Source organism: Sulfurivirga sp. (genome assembly GCF_015490265.1).
GTDB lineage: Bacteria > Pseudomonadota > Gammaproteobacteria > Thiomicrospirales > Thiomicrospiraceae > Sulfurivirga.
The window spans coordinates 1-13,724 of sequence record NZ_WFYD01000123.1; the positions used below are offsets into that span (position 1 = coordinate 1).

A 13,724-nucleotide genomic window follows, 5' to 3' on the forward strand; every position below is an offset into this window, starting at 1 on the left:
CACTGGGGCGCGGCGTAGTAGCTGTAATCCTGATAGTCCAGCGGTTCGTATTCCGCCTTGGCCCAGTGGGGCTCCTTCATGGTCAGCCAGTGGCGGTAGGCCTTCAGACGCCACTCCAGCATCCATTCCGGCTCGTTCTTCTTGGCGGAGATGGCGCGGATGACATCCTCGTTGATGCCCTTCTCCAGCTTGTCCACCACCGTTCTGGTGTAGAAACCTTCCTTGTAGAAGCTGCTCTTGCTCAGCAGCGTGTCGATCTCCTGATACTGGCTTTCGGCCATGGACCCGATCCTCTTGGCTAATTCCCGAGTATTCTAATCAGGAATTAGCGAAATGTCCATGTCCCGCCCCGGTGCCAGTGCCGCCCGCAGCCCCTCTTCCAGTGCGGAGAGATCCGGGTTTTCCACCAGCAGATGCAGCTGGCCGTCCACCCGCTCACCCGCATGGGTCCACAGCCCGGCCAGTGAGCCTTCCACCGCCACCGGGTTGGCATATTCCAGGGTATCCAGCACCCCGCGCACGCGCCAGAAGCGCATGGCGGTGCTGGCCTCCAGCCCCTGCAGCACGAACAGCAGATGCTCCAGCACCACCTGCTCCATCTGCACCCTGAAAGGGTGGAGGGTCGGCCAGCTCAGCACCGGTGCGCCTTCCGGCTCGCAACGCAGCAGCTCGTCAAGAAAGGGCGCCTGCATGTAATAGCTGAAATGAACGGGGTCTCCCCCATTTTTACAGGCTCGGATTTTCTCGCGCCAGCGGCTTTGCCGAAAAACATCGGTCTCCTCGGCAAAAACGCCGATTGTGGCGCAACTTGCGGCCAGAAGCGGCTGCAATGCCTCCATAACGGTATCCGTCGGCTCACCGCGCAGGTCCACCAGCGTCCAGACGGGGCAGCCCGTATCCAGCGACTGACCCGGCTGCCACTCGATCCAGCGAAAGGGCGCGCCTTCCGCCTCGCGCGCGGCGATCCAGCGGCTCTTGCCGCAGCCGGGCAGTCCGGCGATCAGGATGGGTTCAGACATGCCTTGTAACCGTCAGCCAGCTGCTTCATCCACGAGAGGTAGTCCTTCTGCTGCCAGCCCAATGCATCCAGCGGCTGCAGGCGCACATTCAGTCCGCGGACAAGATTCTTCAGCACCGCCGGAGACTGATGCGCCGGGTAGATGATGCAGCGCACGTTCTTCTCCCGGATGAGTTGGCGCACCTCGTTCATGCGGCGGAGACTCAGGCGCTCCCCCTCGCCCGGCTCGATCACGGCCACGGGCTTGAGGTCGAGGTCCTTCTCGAAATAGGCGAAGGCGCCGTGCCAGCTCATGTAGGGCTTGCCCTGCAGGTCGGCCATGTCGATCTGCATGTTCAGATAGGCTCTGCCCAACGCGCTGAGCGCGCGGCGGGTCTGCGGCACGGGCAACAGCCCCTTCCTGCCCAGCTGGCGCAGCAGCGCCAGCGCATTGCGCGGCCCGAGCCACAGGTGGGGATTGATGCCTCCATCACCGTGACCGGCGTCGGCCTTCAGCTTCTCCACGCCCCTCAATTCCGACCACACCACCGTCTTGTACCACCAGCCACCCTGCTGGATCTGCTTGAGCACTGGCGCCTCGAAATCCCGGTCCACCAGCACGATGTGATCCGCCTGCTTCAACGTGCGCAGTTGCGACGGCTTCAGCGCCCAGTGGTGCGGATTCTGACCGGGCTGAAGCAGCACCGTCAGCCGGTCATCCGGCCCCAGTGCCGGGGCCAGCGCCTTCGCCGTGCCCGGCAGGGTCACCACCCATGTCTGTCCTGCGTGCGCCACGGCAAAAAGCAGCCACCAAAGGCCCACGGCTCTTAGAATAATGCCCATGTCCGAATCACTCCTTCTTGAGGCGCATGATCTCTCCTTCGCCTGGGGCGAGCAGACCGTGCTGCGCCATGTCAGTTTCAAACTCCACAAGGGGGAGATTCTAACCCTCATCGGCCCCAACGGCGCCGGCAAATCCACCCTGCTCAAACTGGCGCTGGGGTTGCTGCGCCCCACCGGAGGCACCCTGTGGCGCAAACCGGACATGGTCATCGGCTACATGCCCCAGAAGCTCGAGGTAGACGCCAGCCTGCCCATGACGGCGCGGCGCTTCATCGAGCTGGGCCTGCGCCCCGACCTGCCGCCGGACCCCTTCTGGCTGGATCAGACCGGGGTCAGCCAGTGGCTGGACCGGCCACTGCAGGGACTCTCCGGCGGCCAGCTGCAGCGCACCCTGCTGTGCCGCGCCCTGCTGCGCCAGCCGGATCTGCTGGTGCTGGACGAGCCGCTGCAGGGCGTGGACGTGCAGGGGCAGGCCTTCCTCTACCGCCTGCTGGCCGAGGCGCGCGAGCGCATCGGCTGCGCCATTCTCATGGTCAGCCACGACCTGCATCTGGTCATGGCCCAGACCGATCAGGTGCTCTGCCTCAACGGCCATGTATGCTGCAGCGGCACCCCGGAAAGCGTGCAGGCCCACCCCGCCTACCGGGAGCTGTTCGGGCTGGACGAGGACACCTTTGCCATTTACCGCCACCACCATGATCCGACCCGCTGCGATCACGACGGAGGTCATCATGACTGAGCTGCTGCTGACGCTGACGGCCACCGGCGTGGTGCTGGCGCTCACCAGTGGCCTGCTGGGGGTGTTCGTGGTGTGGCAGAAGCAGGCCTACTTCGGCGCCACTCTGGCCCATACTGCCCTGCTGGGCGTGGCGCTGGGGCTGCTGCTGCAACTGGACTGGCAGTGGATGGTGATTCTCGTGGCGCTGGCCACCGGCTGGGGCGTGCACTGGCTGCTGGGACACACCCGGCTGGCGGCAGACACCCTGCTGGGCATTCTGGCGCACACCACGCTTGCGGTGGCGCTGGTGCTGCTGAGCCATGCGCCTGTCACCTTTTCGCTCGACAGCTTCCTGTTTGGCGACATCCTCGCCGTCACCCGCGCGGACCTGTGGACGGCGCTGGGCCTGCTGGCCTTGACCGGCCTGTTCGTGGCACGCAACTGGCGGGCGCTGCTCAACCTCACCCTCAACGAGGAACTGGCCTTTGCCGAGGGCGTGCCCACACGACGGGTGCGGCTGATGCTCATTCTGCTGCTGGCGCTGGTGATCGCCCTGTCCATCAAGCTGGTGGGTGTGCTGCTGATCACCTCCCTGCTCATCCTGCCACCGGCGGCGGCGCGCCACTTCAGCCGCACGCCGGAGCAGATGCTCGCCGGTAGCATGGCCATCGCCACCGCCAGCGTGGTGGGCGGGCTGGCGCTCTCCTGGCAACTGGACTGGCCCGCCGGGCCGGCCATCGTGGTGACGGCCACAGGCTTCTTCCTGCTGGCGCTGCCGTTCAGGCGCTGATCCTCAGGCGGAAGGCCGCTCCAGCAGCTCGACGGCGTTGCCGTCCGGATCACGGAAAAAAATGGCAGGCCGGCCGGAGCGGCTGCGGGTGTAGGGCACGCCCGCCGCCTCCAGCCGCTCGATGAAGGGCGCAAGATCCGCCACTCTCAGGGCGAAGTGATAGTCGCGACCACCGTGCTCCGGGCGCGCATGACCGGCACAAGGGTCGTCCAGCGCCATCAGGTGAATGCTCTGTCCACCGGCCAGAGCCAGCCAGTAACCGGGAAAGCCCAGCTCGGGCCGTTCCTGCAGCCCCACACCCAGAATCTGCTGATAGAATTCCCGCGCCCGTTCGGCGTCACGCACGATGACGCTCACATGGTCAAGTCCGATCATCACCCTCTCCTCGACTGCGGTTGGACAGCGCTATAATAAAGCGATTTTGCCAATTTTCAGAAGGAACACCGCATGTATCAGGATCTTCAGTCCGTCATCGAACAGGCGTTCGAGAACCGCGCCGAATACACTCCCGCCAATGCGCCCGCCGAAGTGCGCGAGGCGGTGGATGAAGCCATCAACCTGCTGGACAACGGCACCCTGCGGGTGGCCGAACGCGAAGGCGTCGGCCAGTGGAAGGTGAACGAGTGGCTGAAAAAGGCGGTGCTGCTCTCTTTCCGCCTCAAGGACAACGAGGTGATCGAATCACCCGACACCCGCTATTTCGACAAGGTGCCTTCCAAGTTTGCGGACTGGACGGAAGAAGACTTCCGCAACGCCGGCATCCGCGTGGTGCCGCCGGCCATGGCGCGCAAGGGCAGCTACATCGCCAAGGGCGCGGTGCTGATGCCCTCCTACGTCAACATCGGCGCCTATGTGGATGAAGGCACCATGGTGGACACCTGGGCCACCGTCGGCTCCTGCGCCCAGATCGGCAAGAACGTGCACCTGTCCGGCGGTGTGGGCATCGGCGGCGTGCTGGAGCCGCTGCAGGCTGCGCCCACCATCATTGAGGACAACTGCTTCATCGGTGCCCGTTCCGAGATTGTGGAAGGCGTCATCGTCGAGGAAGGCTCCGTCATCTCCATGGGCGTCTACATCGGCCAGTCCACCCGCATCTACGACCGCGAAACCGGCGAGATCCACTATGGCCGTGTGCCTGCCGGCTCCGTGGTGGTCTCCGGCTCCCTGCCCTCCAAGGACGGCAGCTACAGCCTCTACTGCGCCGTCATCGTCAAGAAGGTAGACGCCAAGACCCTGAGCAAGGTGGGCATCAACGAGCTGCTGCGCGGTGTCTGACTGCATCCTCTACGGCATTCCCAACTGCGACAAGGTGCGCGCCGCGCGCAGGTGGCTGGAGCAGAAAGGCGTGCCCTTCCGCTTCCATGACCTGCGTCAGGACGGCGTGGACGAGGCGCTGCTGCACCGCTGGCTGGATCATGTTGACCTGGCCGAACTGGTCAACCGGCGTAGCACCACCTGGCGCCAGCTGAATGAAACGGATCGTGCAGCCATCCTCGATGGCGACCTGACCCGGCTGGCACAGCACCCCACGCTGATCAAACGCCCCGTGCTGGCCTGCGGCGATCGTGTGTGGGTGGGCTTCGATGCCGCCCGGTGGGAGGCCGAACTGTCATGATCGACCCGGTCAAACTTGCGCAGCACCTGATCCGCATCCCCTCCATCACCCCGGAAGACCGGGGCTGTCAGGAACTGCTGGCCAGCCATCTGGAAGAGCTGGACTTCAGCTGCGAGCGCATGCCCATCGAGGAAGTGACCAACCTGTGGGCCACCCGCCGCCGCGCCGGCCCCATGCTGGTGTTCGCGGGACACACCGATGTGGTGCCCACCGGTCCGCTGGAAGACTGGTGCCACCCGCCCTTTGACGCGGTCATCGAAGATGGGCGGCTCTACGGGCGCGGCGCGGCGGACATGAAGGGCAGCATCGCCTGCTTTGTGGCCGCCACCGCCCGCTTCCTTACGGAATTTCCGGACACGCCGCTCAGTCTGGGTTATCTGATCACCTCTGATGAGGAAGGCCCGGCCGTGCATGGCACCGCCGCCGTGCTGGACAGACTGGCCGAGCGGGGCGAACGGTTCGAATTCTGTCTGGTGGGCGAACCCTCCAGCGTCTCACGGGTCGGCGACGAGATCAAGAACGGCCGCCGCGGCAGCCTCTCCGGTCACCTGACCGTACACGGCGTGCAGGGTCACATCGCCTACCCTCATCTGGCGGAAAACCCCGTGCACACCTTCGCGCCGGCGTTGCTGGAGCTGACCGAAACCGTCTGGGACAAAGGCAACGACGACTTCCCGCCCACCTCCTTCCAGATCTCCAACATCAGCGCCGGCACAGGGGCGACCAATGTCATACCCGGCCATCTGACGGTGGAATTCAACTTCCGCTTCTCCACCGAACAGACGCCCGAAGGACTGCAGGAGAAGGTGCACGCCATTCTGGACCGCCACGGCCTGAAATACGATCTGGACTGGTCGCTTTCCGGCCTGCCCTTCCTCACCGAACGTGACAGCCTGCTGACCCGGCTGACGGTACGGGCCATCGAGGAAGTCACCGGCCACGCGCCCGCCTTCTCCACCGGTGGCGGCACCTCGGACGGACGCTTCATCGCCCAGACTGGCGCGCAAGTGATCGAACTGGGGCCGCTCAACGCCACCATTCACAAGGTGGACGAGCATGTGGACGTGGACGACCTCCACACTCTGACCGACATCTACCACCGCCTGCTGATTCATTTCCATCACGCCGTGGAGGAGCACCATGTTGAATGAGGAGCTGCCCCGCTGGCTCGACTGGGGCATTACCCTGCTGGCTGTCGCCTCATTCCTCTTCTTCCTGTGGTTCATGAAGCCGATCATCCTGCACAGGGAGTGGAAGGAGAAATTCTTCGACAACAAGATCGCCCTGGCGATCATCGTGGTCTCCATCCTGGCCTTCCTGTTCATCATCGCCATGGGCTGGTGGCTGGATACCTTTTTTCCCGTTGAAACCTACCGCTGAAGGAGAAGCAAAATGGGCATGCAAGCCGATGCCGAACTGATCAGAAACTCCGTGCTGGGACAGGACCTGTCCGAGCAGGAAGCGCAGCTGCTGGCCAGCATCACCCGCCACCGCCGGCTGGCGACTGACGAGCTGCTGTACGAGGCCGACACCCAGGACAACAACCTGTATGTGATCGCCAGCGGCAAGATCAGCGTCGGGCATCAGAAGGGCGACCGCTGGGAAGAGATCGCCACCCTGAAGGAAGGTGCCATGGTGGGTGAGATGAGCTTCGTGGACGGCAACCCCCACACCCTGAGCGCCAGGGCGATCAAGCCCACCGAAGTACTGGTCATCAACCGGGATGACTTCGAGGAGCTGGTGGAGCGTTCTCCCATGACCTGTTACCACATCATGCGCGCCATCATCCGCAACGGTCACCGGCTGCAGAAGGAGATGAATGCCCGCTTCATCGAAATGTCGCGCTTCATTCAGAACCAGTACATGGGCTGAGCACGCCACCCGCCCCATATGAAAAAGCCGCGGTCACTGCCGCGGCTTTTTCTTTGGCGGGAAAGCGGATTGGGGTCAGGCCAGACCCATTTCCTCCACGATCTGATCCACCCACTGGCTGACGCGCTCTTCGGTCAGCTCCGGCTGCTGATCCTCATCGATGGCCAGCCCCACGAAGAACTGCCCATCCTCGGTGGCCGCCTTGGAAGCATCGAATTCGTAACCGTCGGTCGGCCAGTAACCCACAGGCTCGGCGCCATTTTCCACCGCCACATCGTGCATCATGCCCATGGCGTCGAGGAAGTATTCGGAATAGTCCGCCTGGTCGCCCAGACCGAAGCAGGCCACCTTCTTGCCGGTGAAGTCGATCTTCTTGAAGTCGTCCCAGAACTCGTCCCAGCTGCTCTGCAGCTCGCCATAGTACCAAGTGGGCTGACCGAGAATGATGTACTGATAGGGCTCGAAATCTTCCGGGCTGGCGCTGGCCACGTCATAGACGTCCACCTGCCCTTCGCCGATCTTCTCTTCCAGCTTTTCCTTGATCATTTCGGCCACACGCTCGGTGTTGCCGGTATCCGTGCCGTAGAACAGTCCGACCTTGCCCATAGTGTCACTCCGTATCAGCAATTAAAGGAAATAATGACGAATGATAGCACTTTTTATGAGGATTGCGGCAGGCCGGCAGCCCAAAAATTTTCAATGAGGCAGGAAAAGGGTTATTTGGGGGAGCATCAAGGCTGGTGCCCGGGGCGGGAATCGAACCCGCACGGACCACAGGGTCCGAGGGATTTTAAGTCCCTTGCGTCTACCAGTTTCGCCACCCGGGCAAGGCGGTGGCCATTATAGCCGATCGAGCCTATCTGAGCGTCTCACGCAGGGCCGGCCAGGCGGCGCGGAAATACTCCACCCAGGTGATCAGCGTCAGCACCGCGGCCAGATAGAGCGCCGGGAAGCCCAACGCCCCCCAGTTGACGCCCCACAACGTGCCGCCATAGATGAGCCATACCAGCGCGGTCAGCTGGATGGCCGTTTTCCACTTGCCCAGTTTCGAGACCGCCACCACGTCACGCAGCTGATGCTCCGCCATCCACTCCCTGAGGCCGGAGACGGCCAGCTCGCGGGTGATGATGACGATGGCCGAAAGCGTCACCCACAGGTTCTGATACTCCGCCGCCACCATCACCAGCGCCGCGCCCACCGCCAGCTTGTCGGCGATGGGGTCCACAAAGGCGCCCAGCTTGCTGGTCTGGCCGAAGCGGCGCGCCAGCCATCCGTCCAGCCCGTCGGTGATGGCCGCCGTCATGAAGGCCACCCCGCTCCAGAAGCGCGCATCCTCGATGGGCAGATAGTAGAGCACGACAAACAGCGGGATGAGCGCCACCCGCATCCAGGTCAGCAGCATCGGCAGGGAATACATGAGCACCTCTGAAACGGAAACACCGATGAAATCTTACTCAATTTCTCCGTGAAAATGCCGGTAGATGCGCTCGGCCAACCTGCGGCTGATCCCCGGCACCTTCATCAGCTCCTGCACGGAAGCCGCCTCCACTCCCTTCAGGCCGCCGAAGTGGGTCAGCAGCTTGCGTCGGGTCTTGGGACCCACCCCCTCGATCTGCTCCAGCCCGGAGGACAGGACCCGCTTCGCGCGCCGCGCACGATGGCCGGCGATGGCGAAACGGTGCGCCTCGTCACGGATGAAGTTGACCACATGCAGCGCCGGATCGTCCGGCGGCAGGTCGATGGGCTCGACCTCACCCGGAAGATGGAGCTTCTCCAGCCCCGCCTTGCGCCCCTCCCCTTTGGCCACGCTCACCAGCGGCAGGGAGAGCCCCACCTCATCCAGTGCCTGCTGCGCCCGGGCCAGCTGACCACGCCCACCGTCGATCAGCACCAGATCCGGCAGACTGTCCGGCTGACGCACAAGCCGGCGGTAGTGACGGAACACCGCCTCATGAATGGCGGCATAGTCGTCCCCCGGTGCAGCCTCGCGGATGTTGTAGCGCCGATAATGACGCTTGTCCGGTACACCGTCCACGAAACGCACGCAGCTGGCCACCGTCTCCCCGCCCTGGGTATGGCTGATGTCGAAGCACTCCATCACCTGTGGCAGCGACGGCAGACGCAGCAGCGCCTGCAACCGCGCCAGCTTGTCCTGCTGAGTGCTGCGCTGGATCATCTGCTGCTTGAGCGCCGCCTGCGCGTTGGTCCGCGCCAGTTCCAGCAGCGCCCGTTCCGTGGCGCCACGGGGACGCCGCAGCGGGACGCCGGCATCGCGCAGCTCGGCAAGGACGCCGTCTCCTTCAACATCCACCAGCAGTGTGCGTGGATAGCGCCCCTCATAGAACTGCACCACGAACTGCTCCAGCACCTCATCGGCATGAGCGGCCTCTCCTTTCGGAAAGAAAGTGCGGCTGTCCCACAGCGCGTCCTGCTGGTAGCGCATCAGCGCCACACACCACAGCCCGCCGCTCTCGGCCACGGCGATCACATCCCGCTGATCCCCGCCATGGCTGATGGCATGCTGATGCTGCACACTGCGCAGCGCGGCGATCTGGTCACGCAGCTGGGCCGCCCGCTCGAACTCCAGCGCCTCGGCCGCCTGCTCCATCTGCCGGCCCAGCTCTTCGATCAGCGCATGGCTCTCGCCGGCGAGAAACCGGCGCACCCGGTCCAGATCCCGTGCATAGTCCTCCTTGGAGATCATCCCGACGCAGGGGGCGGAACAGCGGTTGATCTGATACTGCAGACAGGCGCGGCTGCGGTTGGCGAAGACCGAATCCTTGCACGGGCGCACGCGGAAGATTTTCTGCAGCGTCTGGATGGTCTCATACACGGCGGCCGCGTTGGGAAAGGGGCCGTAATACTCATTGCCCTTGCGCCGTGCGCCGCGGTGGAAATAGATGCCGGGATAGTCGTGGCTGGCGTTGATGCGGATATAGGGGTAGGACTTGTCGTCCCGGAACAGCACGTTGTAGCGCGGGTTGTGCCGCTTGATGAGCGTGTTCTCCAGCAGCAGCGCCTCGGCTTCCGTGTCGGTCAGGATCACCTCGATGCGGGCGATCTGCGCCACAAGGCGCGCGGTCTTGATGCTGTCATGACGCTTGCTGAAGTAGGAGCTGACCCGGCGCTTGAGATTCTTGGCCTTGCCGACGTAGATAATCCTGTCCTGCGCGTCGAGCATCTGATAGACGCCAGGCCGCTGCGGCAACTGCTTGAGAAAGGCTTTCAGGTCGAAGTCGCGTGACATGACGGGAAAGGGATGGCGGAGCGGACGGGACTCGAACCCGCGACCCCCGGCGTGACAGGCCGGTATTCTAACCAGCTGAACTACCGCTCCGCGTTGTAGTGGTGGGTGCTGCAGGGATCGAACCTGCGACCCTCGCCTTGTAAGGGCGATGCTCTCCCAGCTGAGCTAAGCACCCGTATTGGAAACTGATTGAGAGGATGGCGGAGCGGACGGGACTCGAACCCGCGACCCCCGGCGTGACAGGCCGGTATTCTAACCAGCTGAACTACCGCTCCGCATTGTAGTGGTGGGTGCTGCAGGGATCGAACCTGCGACCCTCGCCTTGTAAGGGCGATGCTCTCCCAGCTGAGCTAAGCACCCGTGCTCTCAATGAGCGCGTATTATAAGGCGGCGCCGGCGCCTGTCAACAAAAAATGCGCCTCACAGCGCAACGGCTAGTGGGCGCTGGCGCTCTCGCCCTCGCCCGCCGTGCCCGCGACGCACAGATCGGCGTCGGTTTCCGGCAGCGGCGTGGGCTGGCGGGTCAATGCGTGCCGGAACACCTCTTCGATCCAGCGCACCGGCTCGATGTCCAGCTGCGACTTGATCTCGTCCGGAATGTCCGCCAGATCGCGCACGTTCTCATGGGGGATGAGTACCTTGCGGATGTCCGCCCGCAGCGCGGCCAGCAGTTTCTCCTTCAGGCCGCCGATGGGCAGCACCTCGCCCCGCAGGGTGATCTCGCCGGTCATGGCCACGTCATTGCGCACCGGGATGCCGGTCATGACCGAAGCGATGGCGGTGCACACGGCGATGCCCGCGCTGGGGCCATCCTTCTTGATGGCGCCTTCGGGAAAGTGCAGGTGCAGATCTACCTTGTCGAAGAAGTCCGGCTGCAGTCCCAGTTCGCGGCTGCGGGCGCGGATGACGCTCATGGCGATGTCCACCGACTCCTTCATCACCTCACCCAGCTGGCCGGTGCGCTTCATGCGCCCCTTGCCGGGCATGCAGGTGGCCTCGATATGCAGCAGGTCGCCACCGACGCGCGTCCACGCCAGCCCGTTGACCAGGCCGATGCGATTTTCCGCCGACTTCTCGCCATGGCGGTAGCGGGCCACACCGAGAAAGTCCTCCAGAGTGTCCGGCGTCACCACGATGGGGGCCTCACGCTCGCCTTCCTCCAGCGCCTTGACCGCCTTGCGGCAGATCTTGGCCAGCTGGCGTTCCAGCTCGCGCACGCCCGCTTCACGGGTGTAACGCTCGATGACCGCCTCGACCGCTTCTTCGGTCACCCGCAGCTCGTCCGCCCTGAGACCGTGCTGCTTGAGCTGACGGGGCAGCAGGTGACGCAGGGCGATGTTCTTCTTCTCCATCTCCGTGTAGCCGGACAGCTGGATGATCTCCATGCGGTCCAGCAGCGGCTCCGGCATGTCCATGGAGTTGGAGGTGGCCACGAACATCACCTCAGACAGGTCGTAGTCCACTTCCAGATAGTTGTCGTTGAACGCCTTGTTCTGCTCCGGATCCAGCACCTCCAGCAGCGCGGCGGACGGATCGCCGCGGAAGTCGGCGCTCATCTTGTCCACCTCGTCCAGCAGGAACAGGGGGTTCTTCACGCCCACGCGGGCCATCTTCTGGATGATGCGCCCGGGCAGCGCGCCCAGATAGGTGCGCCGGTGGCCGCGGATTTCCGCCTCGTCCCGCACGCCGCCCAGCGCCATGCGCACGAACTTGCGGTTGGTGGCCTCTGCGATGGAGCGGGCCAGCGAGGTCTTGCCCACCCCGGGCGGGCCCACCAGACAGAGGATGGGGCCGTTGAGTTTGCGCACCCGCTTCTGCACCGCCAGATATTCGAGAATGCGCTCCTTCACCTTCTCCAGCCCGTAGTGCTGGGCGTCCAGAATGCGCGCGGCCCGGTTGAGGTCACGGCTGATGCGGGTGCGCTTCTTCCACGGCACATCCAGCAGCCAGTCGATGTAGTTGCGCACCACGCTGGCCTCGGCGGACTGGGGCGGCATCATGCGCAGCTTCTTCAGCTCGGACAGGGCCTTCTCCTGAACCTCCTCGGGCATGCCGGCCTCGCGGATCTTCTTCTCCAGGTCGATCAGCTCGTCCTCGTCCCCGTCGCTGCGCCCCAGCTCCTTGTTGATGGCCTTGATCTTCTCGTTGAGGTAGTACTCGCGCTGGTTGCGGTCCATCTGCTGCTTGACCCGCTCGGCGATGCGCTTTTCCGACTCCAGCAGGTCGATCTGCGTCTCGATCATGGCCGCCAGCTTCTCCAGCCGCGCGTTGAGCGAAGACTGCTCCAGCAGCGACTGTTTGGCCTCCAGACTCAGGTCCAGATTGGCGGCGATCAGGTCCACCAGCGCGTCCGGGTCGTCGGTGCGCGCCACCGACGCCTTCACGTCTGACGAGAGCTTGCTGTTGAGCTTGGCGTAATGGGCGAAGCGCTCCTTGGCCAGCCGAATCAGCTGCTCCAGCTCCACCGGGTTGTCCACGCGGGTCTCAAGCCGGCGGATGTCGCCCCGGAAGACATGCTCATCCTCCTCCAGGCTGAGCAGCTCGAAACGCTCCATGCCCTCGATGAGCACCTTGACGGTGCCGTCGGCCAGCTTGAGCGTCTGCAGGATGGTGGCCAAAGTACCGACCCGATAGACCTCATCCAGCGTGGGGGCGTCCAGATCGGCCACCTTCTGGGAGACCAGAAAAATCTGCCGATCCCCCTGCATCGCTTCCTGAATGGCGTTGATGGACTTTTCCCGTCCGACGAACAGGGGCATCACCGTGCCCGGAAACACCACCACATCCCGCAGCGGCATCACCAGCGCGTTGAGCTTCATGTCCAGTTGACCGATATCGTGATGCTGTCCCATGACACATTCCCCCGTGTTCAAAGACGCATCCGCGGGCGGCCGAACTTCTGTCGGGCGCCCGCGGAGCGATGGCTGTTCAACCTGTTTACTGGGCGACCTTCTCGTCGTCCTTGGCGGTGCGGCGCTTGCCGCCCTTCCTGCCTTCCTCACTACGGTAGACCAGCACGGGCTGCTTCTGCCCGGCCACCACCGCCTCGTCGATGACCACCTTCTCCACGTCCTTCATGGAAGGCAGGTCATACATGAGGTCGAGCAGCAGATGTTCAAGAATGGCACGCAGGCCGCGGGCGCCGGTCTTGCGCTTGATGGACTCCTGGGCGATGGCCCGCAGCGCCTCGTCGGTGAACTGAAGCTGCACCCCTTCCAGTTCGAACATCTTCTGATACTGCTTGACCAGCGCGTTCTTCGGCTCGGTGAGAATCCGCACCAGTGCGTCCTCGTCCAGCGCCTCCAGCGTGGCGATCACCGGCACGCGGCCGACGAACTCCGGAATCAGGCCGAACTTGACCAGATCCTCCGGCTCCACCTGCTCGAACAGCCTGCTCACGTCGCGCTCGGCGTCCTTCGCCTTGACCTCAGCAGCAAAACCGATGCCGCCGCTGGTGGCCACCCGTTGCTCGATGATCCGGTCCAGCCCCTCGAAGGCGCCGCCGACGATGAACAGGATCTTGGAGGTGTCCACCTGGATCATCTCCTGATTGGGATGCTTGCGCCCACCCTGCGGCGGCACGTTGGCGATGGTGCCCTCGATGATCTTGAGCAGCGCCTGCTGCACGCCCTCGCCGGAGAC

General features: G+C 64.0%; 15 protein-coding genes, 5 tRNA genes and 1 pseudogene. 7 read left to right on the plus strand and 14 right to left on the minus strand.

What is annotated here, in order from left to right:
• The 3 genes and pseudogenes from F8K16_RS07975 to F8K16_RS07985 form a co-directional block, all read right to left on the minus strand.
• Window positions 1-281, minus strand: a pseudogene (locus tag F8K16_RS07975) (Fe-S cluster assembly protein SufB); the annotation flags it as partial.
• Between the two features lie 33 nt (window positions 282-314).
• The gene (locus tag F8K16_RS07980; protein WP_294949131.1) at window positions 315-1,019 is read right to left on the minus strand and encodes a hypothetical protein; all 705 of its coding nucleotides are present in this window, start codon (window positions 1,017-1,019) and stop codon (window positions 315-317) included.
• Window positions 1,001-1,840 (minus strand): zinc ABC transporter substrate-binding protein, encoded by an 840-nt coding sequence (locus F8K16_RS07985; RefSeq protein ID WP_294949134.1) that lies wholly within the window; start codon window positions 1,838-1,840, stop codon window positions 1,001-1,003. Before F8K16_RS07985 ends, F8K16_RS07980 begins: the two co-directional genes overlap by 19 nt.
• Between F8K16_RS07985 and F8K16_RS07990 the strand changes: the two genes are divergently transcribed.
• Both F8K16_RS07990 and F8K16_RS07995 read left to right on the plus strand, forming a co-directional pair.
• Window positions 1,839-2,579 carry an ATP-binding cassette domain-containing protein gene (locus F8K16_RS07990; protein ID WP_294949137.1) on the plus strand — a complete coding sequence of 247 codons (741 nt, stop codon included), beginning with the start codon at window positions 1,839-1,841 and terminating at the stop codon, window positions 2,577-2,579. The genes F8K16_RS07985 and F8K16_RS07990 overlap by 2 nt on opposite strands.
• The gene (locus F8K16_RS07995) at window positions 2,572-3,348 is read left to right on the plus strand and encodes an iron chelate uptake ABC transporter family permease subunit (protein WP_294949141.1); all 777 of its coding nucleotides are present in this window, start codon (window positions 2,572-2,574) and stop codon (window positions 3,346-3,348) included. Before F8K16_RS07990 ends, F8K16_RS07995 begins: the two co-directional genes overlap by 8 nt.
• A gap of 3 nt (window positions 3,349-3,351) precedes the next feature.
• Here F8K16_RS07995 and F8K16_RS08000 read toward each other — a convergent pair whose 3' ends face one another.
• Window positions 3,352-3,723, minus strand: a complete 372-nt coding sequence (locus F8K16_RS08000; RefSeq protein WP_294949144.1) for a VOC family protein — start codon at window positions 3,721-3,723, stop codon at window positions 3,352-3,354.
• A 72-nt stretch (window positions 3,724-3,795) separates the two neighbouring features.
• Between F8K16_RS08000 and dapD the strand changes: the two genes are divergently transcribed.
• Genes dapD through F8K16_RS08025 form a run of 5 tightly spaced genes read left to right on the plus strand, consistent with a single transcriptional unit; the run spans window position 3,796 to window position 6,835 of the window.
• Window positions 3,796-4,623 (plus strand): 2,3,4,5-tetrahydropyridine-2,6-dicarboxylate N-succinyltransferase, encoded by an 828-nt coding sequence (gene dapD, locus F8K16_RS08005; RefSeq protein ID WP_294949147.1) that lies wholly within the window; start codon window positions 3,796-3,798, stop codon window positions 4,621-4,623.
• On the plus strand, window positions 4,616-4,963 hold the full coding sequence (locus F8K16_RS08010) for a Spx/MgsR family RNA polymerase-binding regulatory protein (RefSeq protein WP_294949150.1): 348 nt from the start codon (window positions 4,616-4,618) through the stop codon (window positions 4,961-4,963). The genes dapD and F8K16_RS08010 overlap by 8 nt, the downstream gene beginning before the upstream one ends.
• Entirely contained in the window at window positions 4,960-6,114 is a 1,155-nt protein-coding gene (dapE, locus tag F8K16_RS08015) for a succinyl-diaminopimelate desuccinylase (protein WP_294949153.1), read from the plus strand. The genes F8K16_RS08010 and dapE overlap by 4 nt, the downstream gene beginning before the upstream one ends.
• Entirely contained in the window at window positions 6,104-6,343 is a 240-nt protein-coding gene (locus tag F8K16_RS08020; RefSeq protein ID WP_294949157.1) for a hypothetical protein, read from the plus strand. Before dapE ends, F8K16_RS08020 begins: the two co-directional genes overlap by 11 nt.
• Window positions 6,344-6,355: 12 nt before the next feature.
• A complete protein-coding gene (locus F8K16_RS08025; protein ID WP_294949161.1) occupies window positions 6,356-6,835 on the plus strand; it encodes a Crp/Fnr family transcriptional regulator in 480 nt (159 codons plus the stop codon).
• Between the two features lie 75 nt (window positions 6,836-6,910).
• Here the strand turns inward: F8K16_RS08025 and F8K16_RS08030 are convergent, their stop codons facing one another.
• The 10 genes from F8K16_RS08030 to F8K16_RS08075 all read right to left on the minus strand — a co-directional run.
• The gene (locus F8K16_RS08030) at window positions 6,911-7,441 is read right to left on the minus strand and encodes a flavodoxin (protein WP_294949164.1); all 531 of its coding nucleotides are present in this window, start codon (window positions 7,439-7,441) and stop codon (window positions 6,911-6,913) included.
• A 132-nt stretch (window positions 7,442-7,573) separates the two neighbouring features.
• Window positions 7,574-7,662, minus strand: a tRNA-Leu gene (locus tag F8K16_RS08035).
• Between the two features lie 29 nt (window positions 7,663-7,691).
• Entirely contained in the window at window positions 7,692-8,252 is a 561-nt protein-coding gene (gene pgsA / locus F8K16_RS08040; protein ID WP_294949167.1) for a CDP-diacylglycerol--glycerol-3-phosphate 3-phosphatidyltransferase, read from the minus strand.
• Window positions 8,253-8,285: 33 nt separating this feature from the next.
• Window positions 8,286-10,082: an excinuclease ABC subunit UvrC gene (gene uvrC, locus F8K16_RS08045; protein ID WP_294949170.1), complete on the minus strand. Its 1,797-nt coding sequence runs from the start codon at window positions 10,080-10,082 to the stop codon at window positions 8,286-8,288.
• 13 nt (window positions 10,083-10,095) lie between these two features.
• A tRNA-Asp gene (locus F8K16_RS08050) sits at window positions 10,096-10,172 on the minus strand.
• A gap of 9 nt (window positions 10,173-10,181) precedes the next feature.
• Window positions 10,182-10,257: transfer RNA gene (locus F8K16_RS08055), tRNA-Val, on the minus strand.
• A gap of 23 nt (window positions 10,258-10,280) precedes the next feature.
• Window positions 10,281-10,357 (minus strand) — tRNA-Asp (locus tag F8K16_RS08060).
• Between the two features lie 9 nt (window positions 10,358-10,366).
• Window positions 10,367-10,442, minus strand: a tRNA-Val gene (locus F8K16_RS08065).
• Between the two features lie 74 nt (window positions 10,443-10,516).
• Complete coding sequence (gene lon, locus F8K16_RS08070; RefSeq protein WP_294949173.1) at window positions 10,517-12,934, minus strand: endopeptidase La; 2,418 nt, start codon at window positions 12,932-12,934, stop codon at window positions 10,517-10,519.
• A gap of 85 nt (window positions 12,935-13,019) precedes the next feature.
• Window positions 13,020-13,724: AAA family ATPase (locus F8K16_RS08075; protein ID WP_294949176.1), on the minus strand; the 705-nt coding region annotated here is incomplete at its 5' end.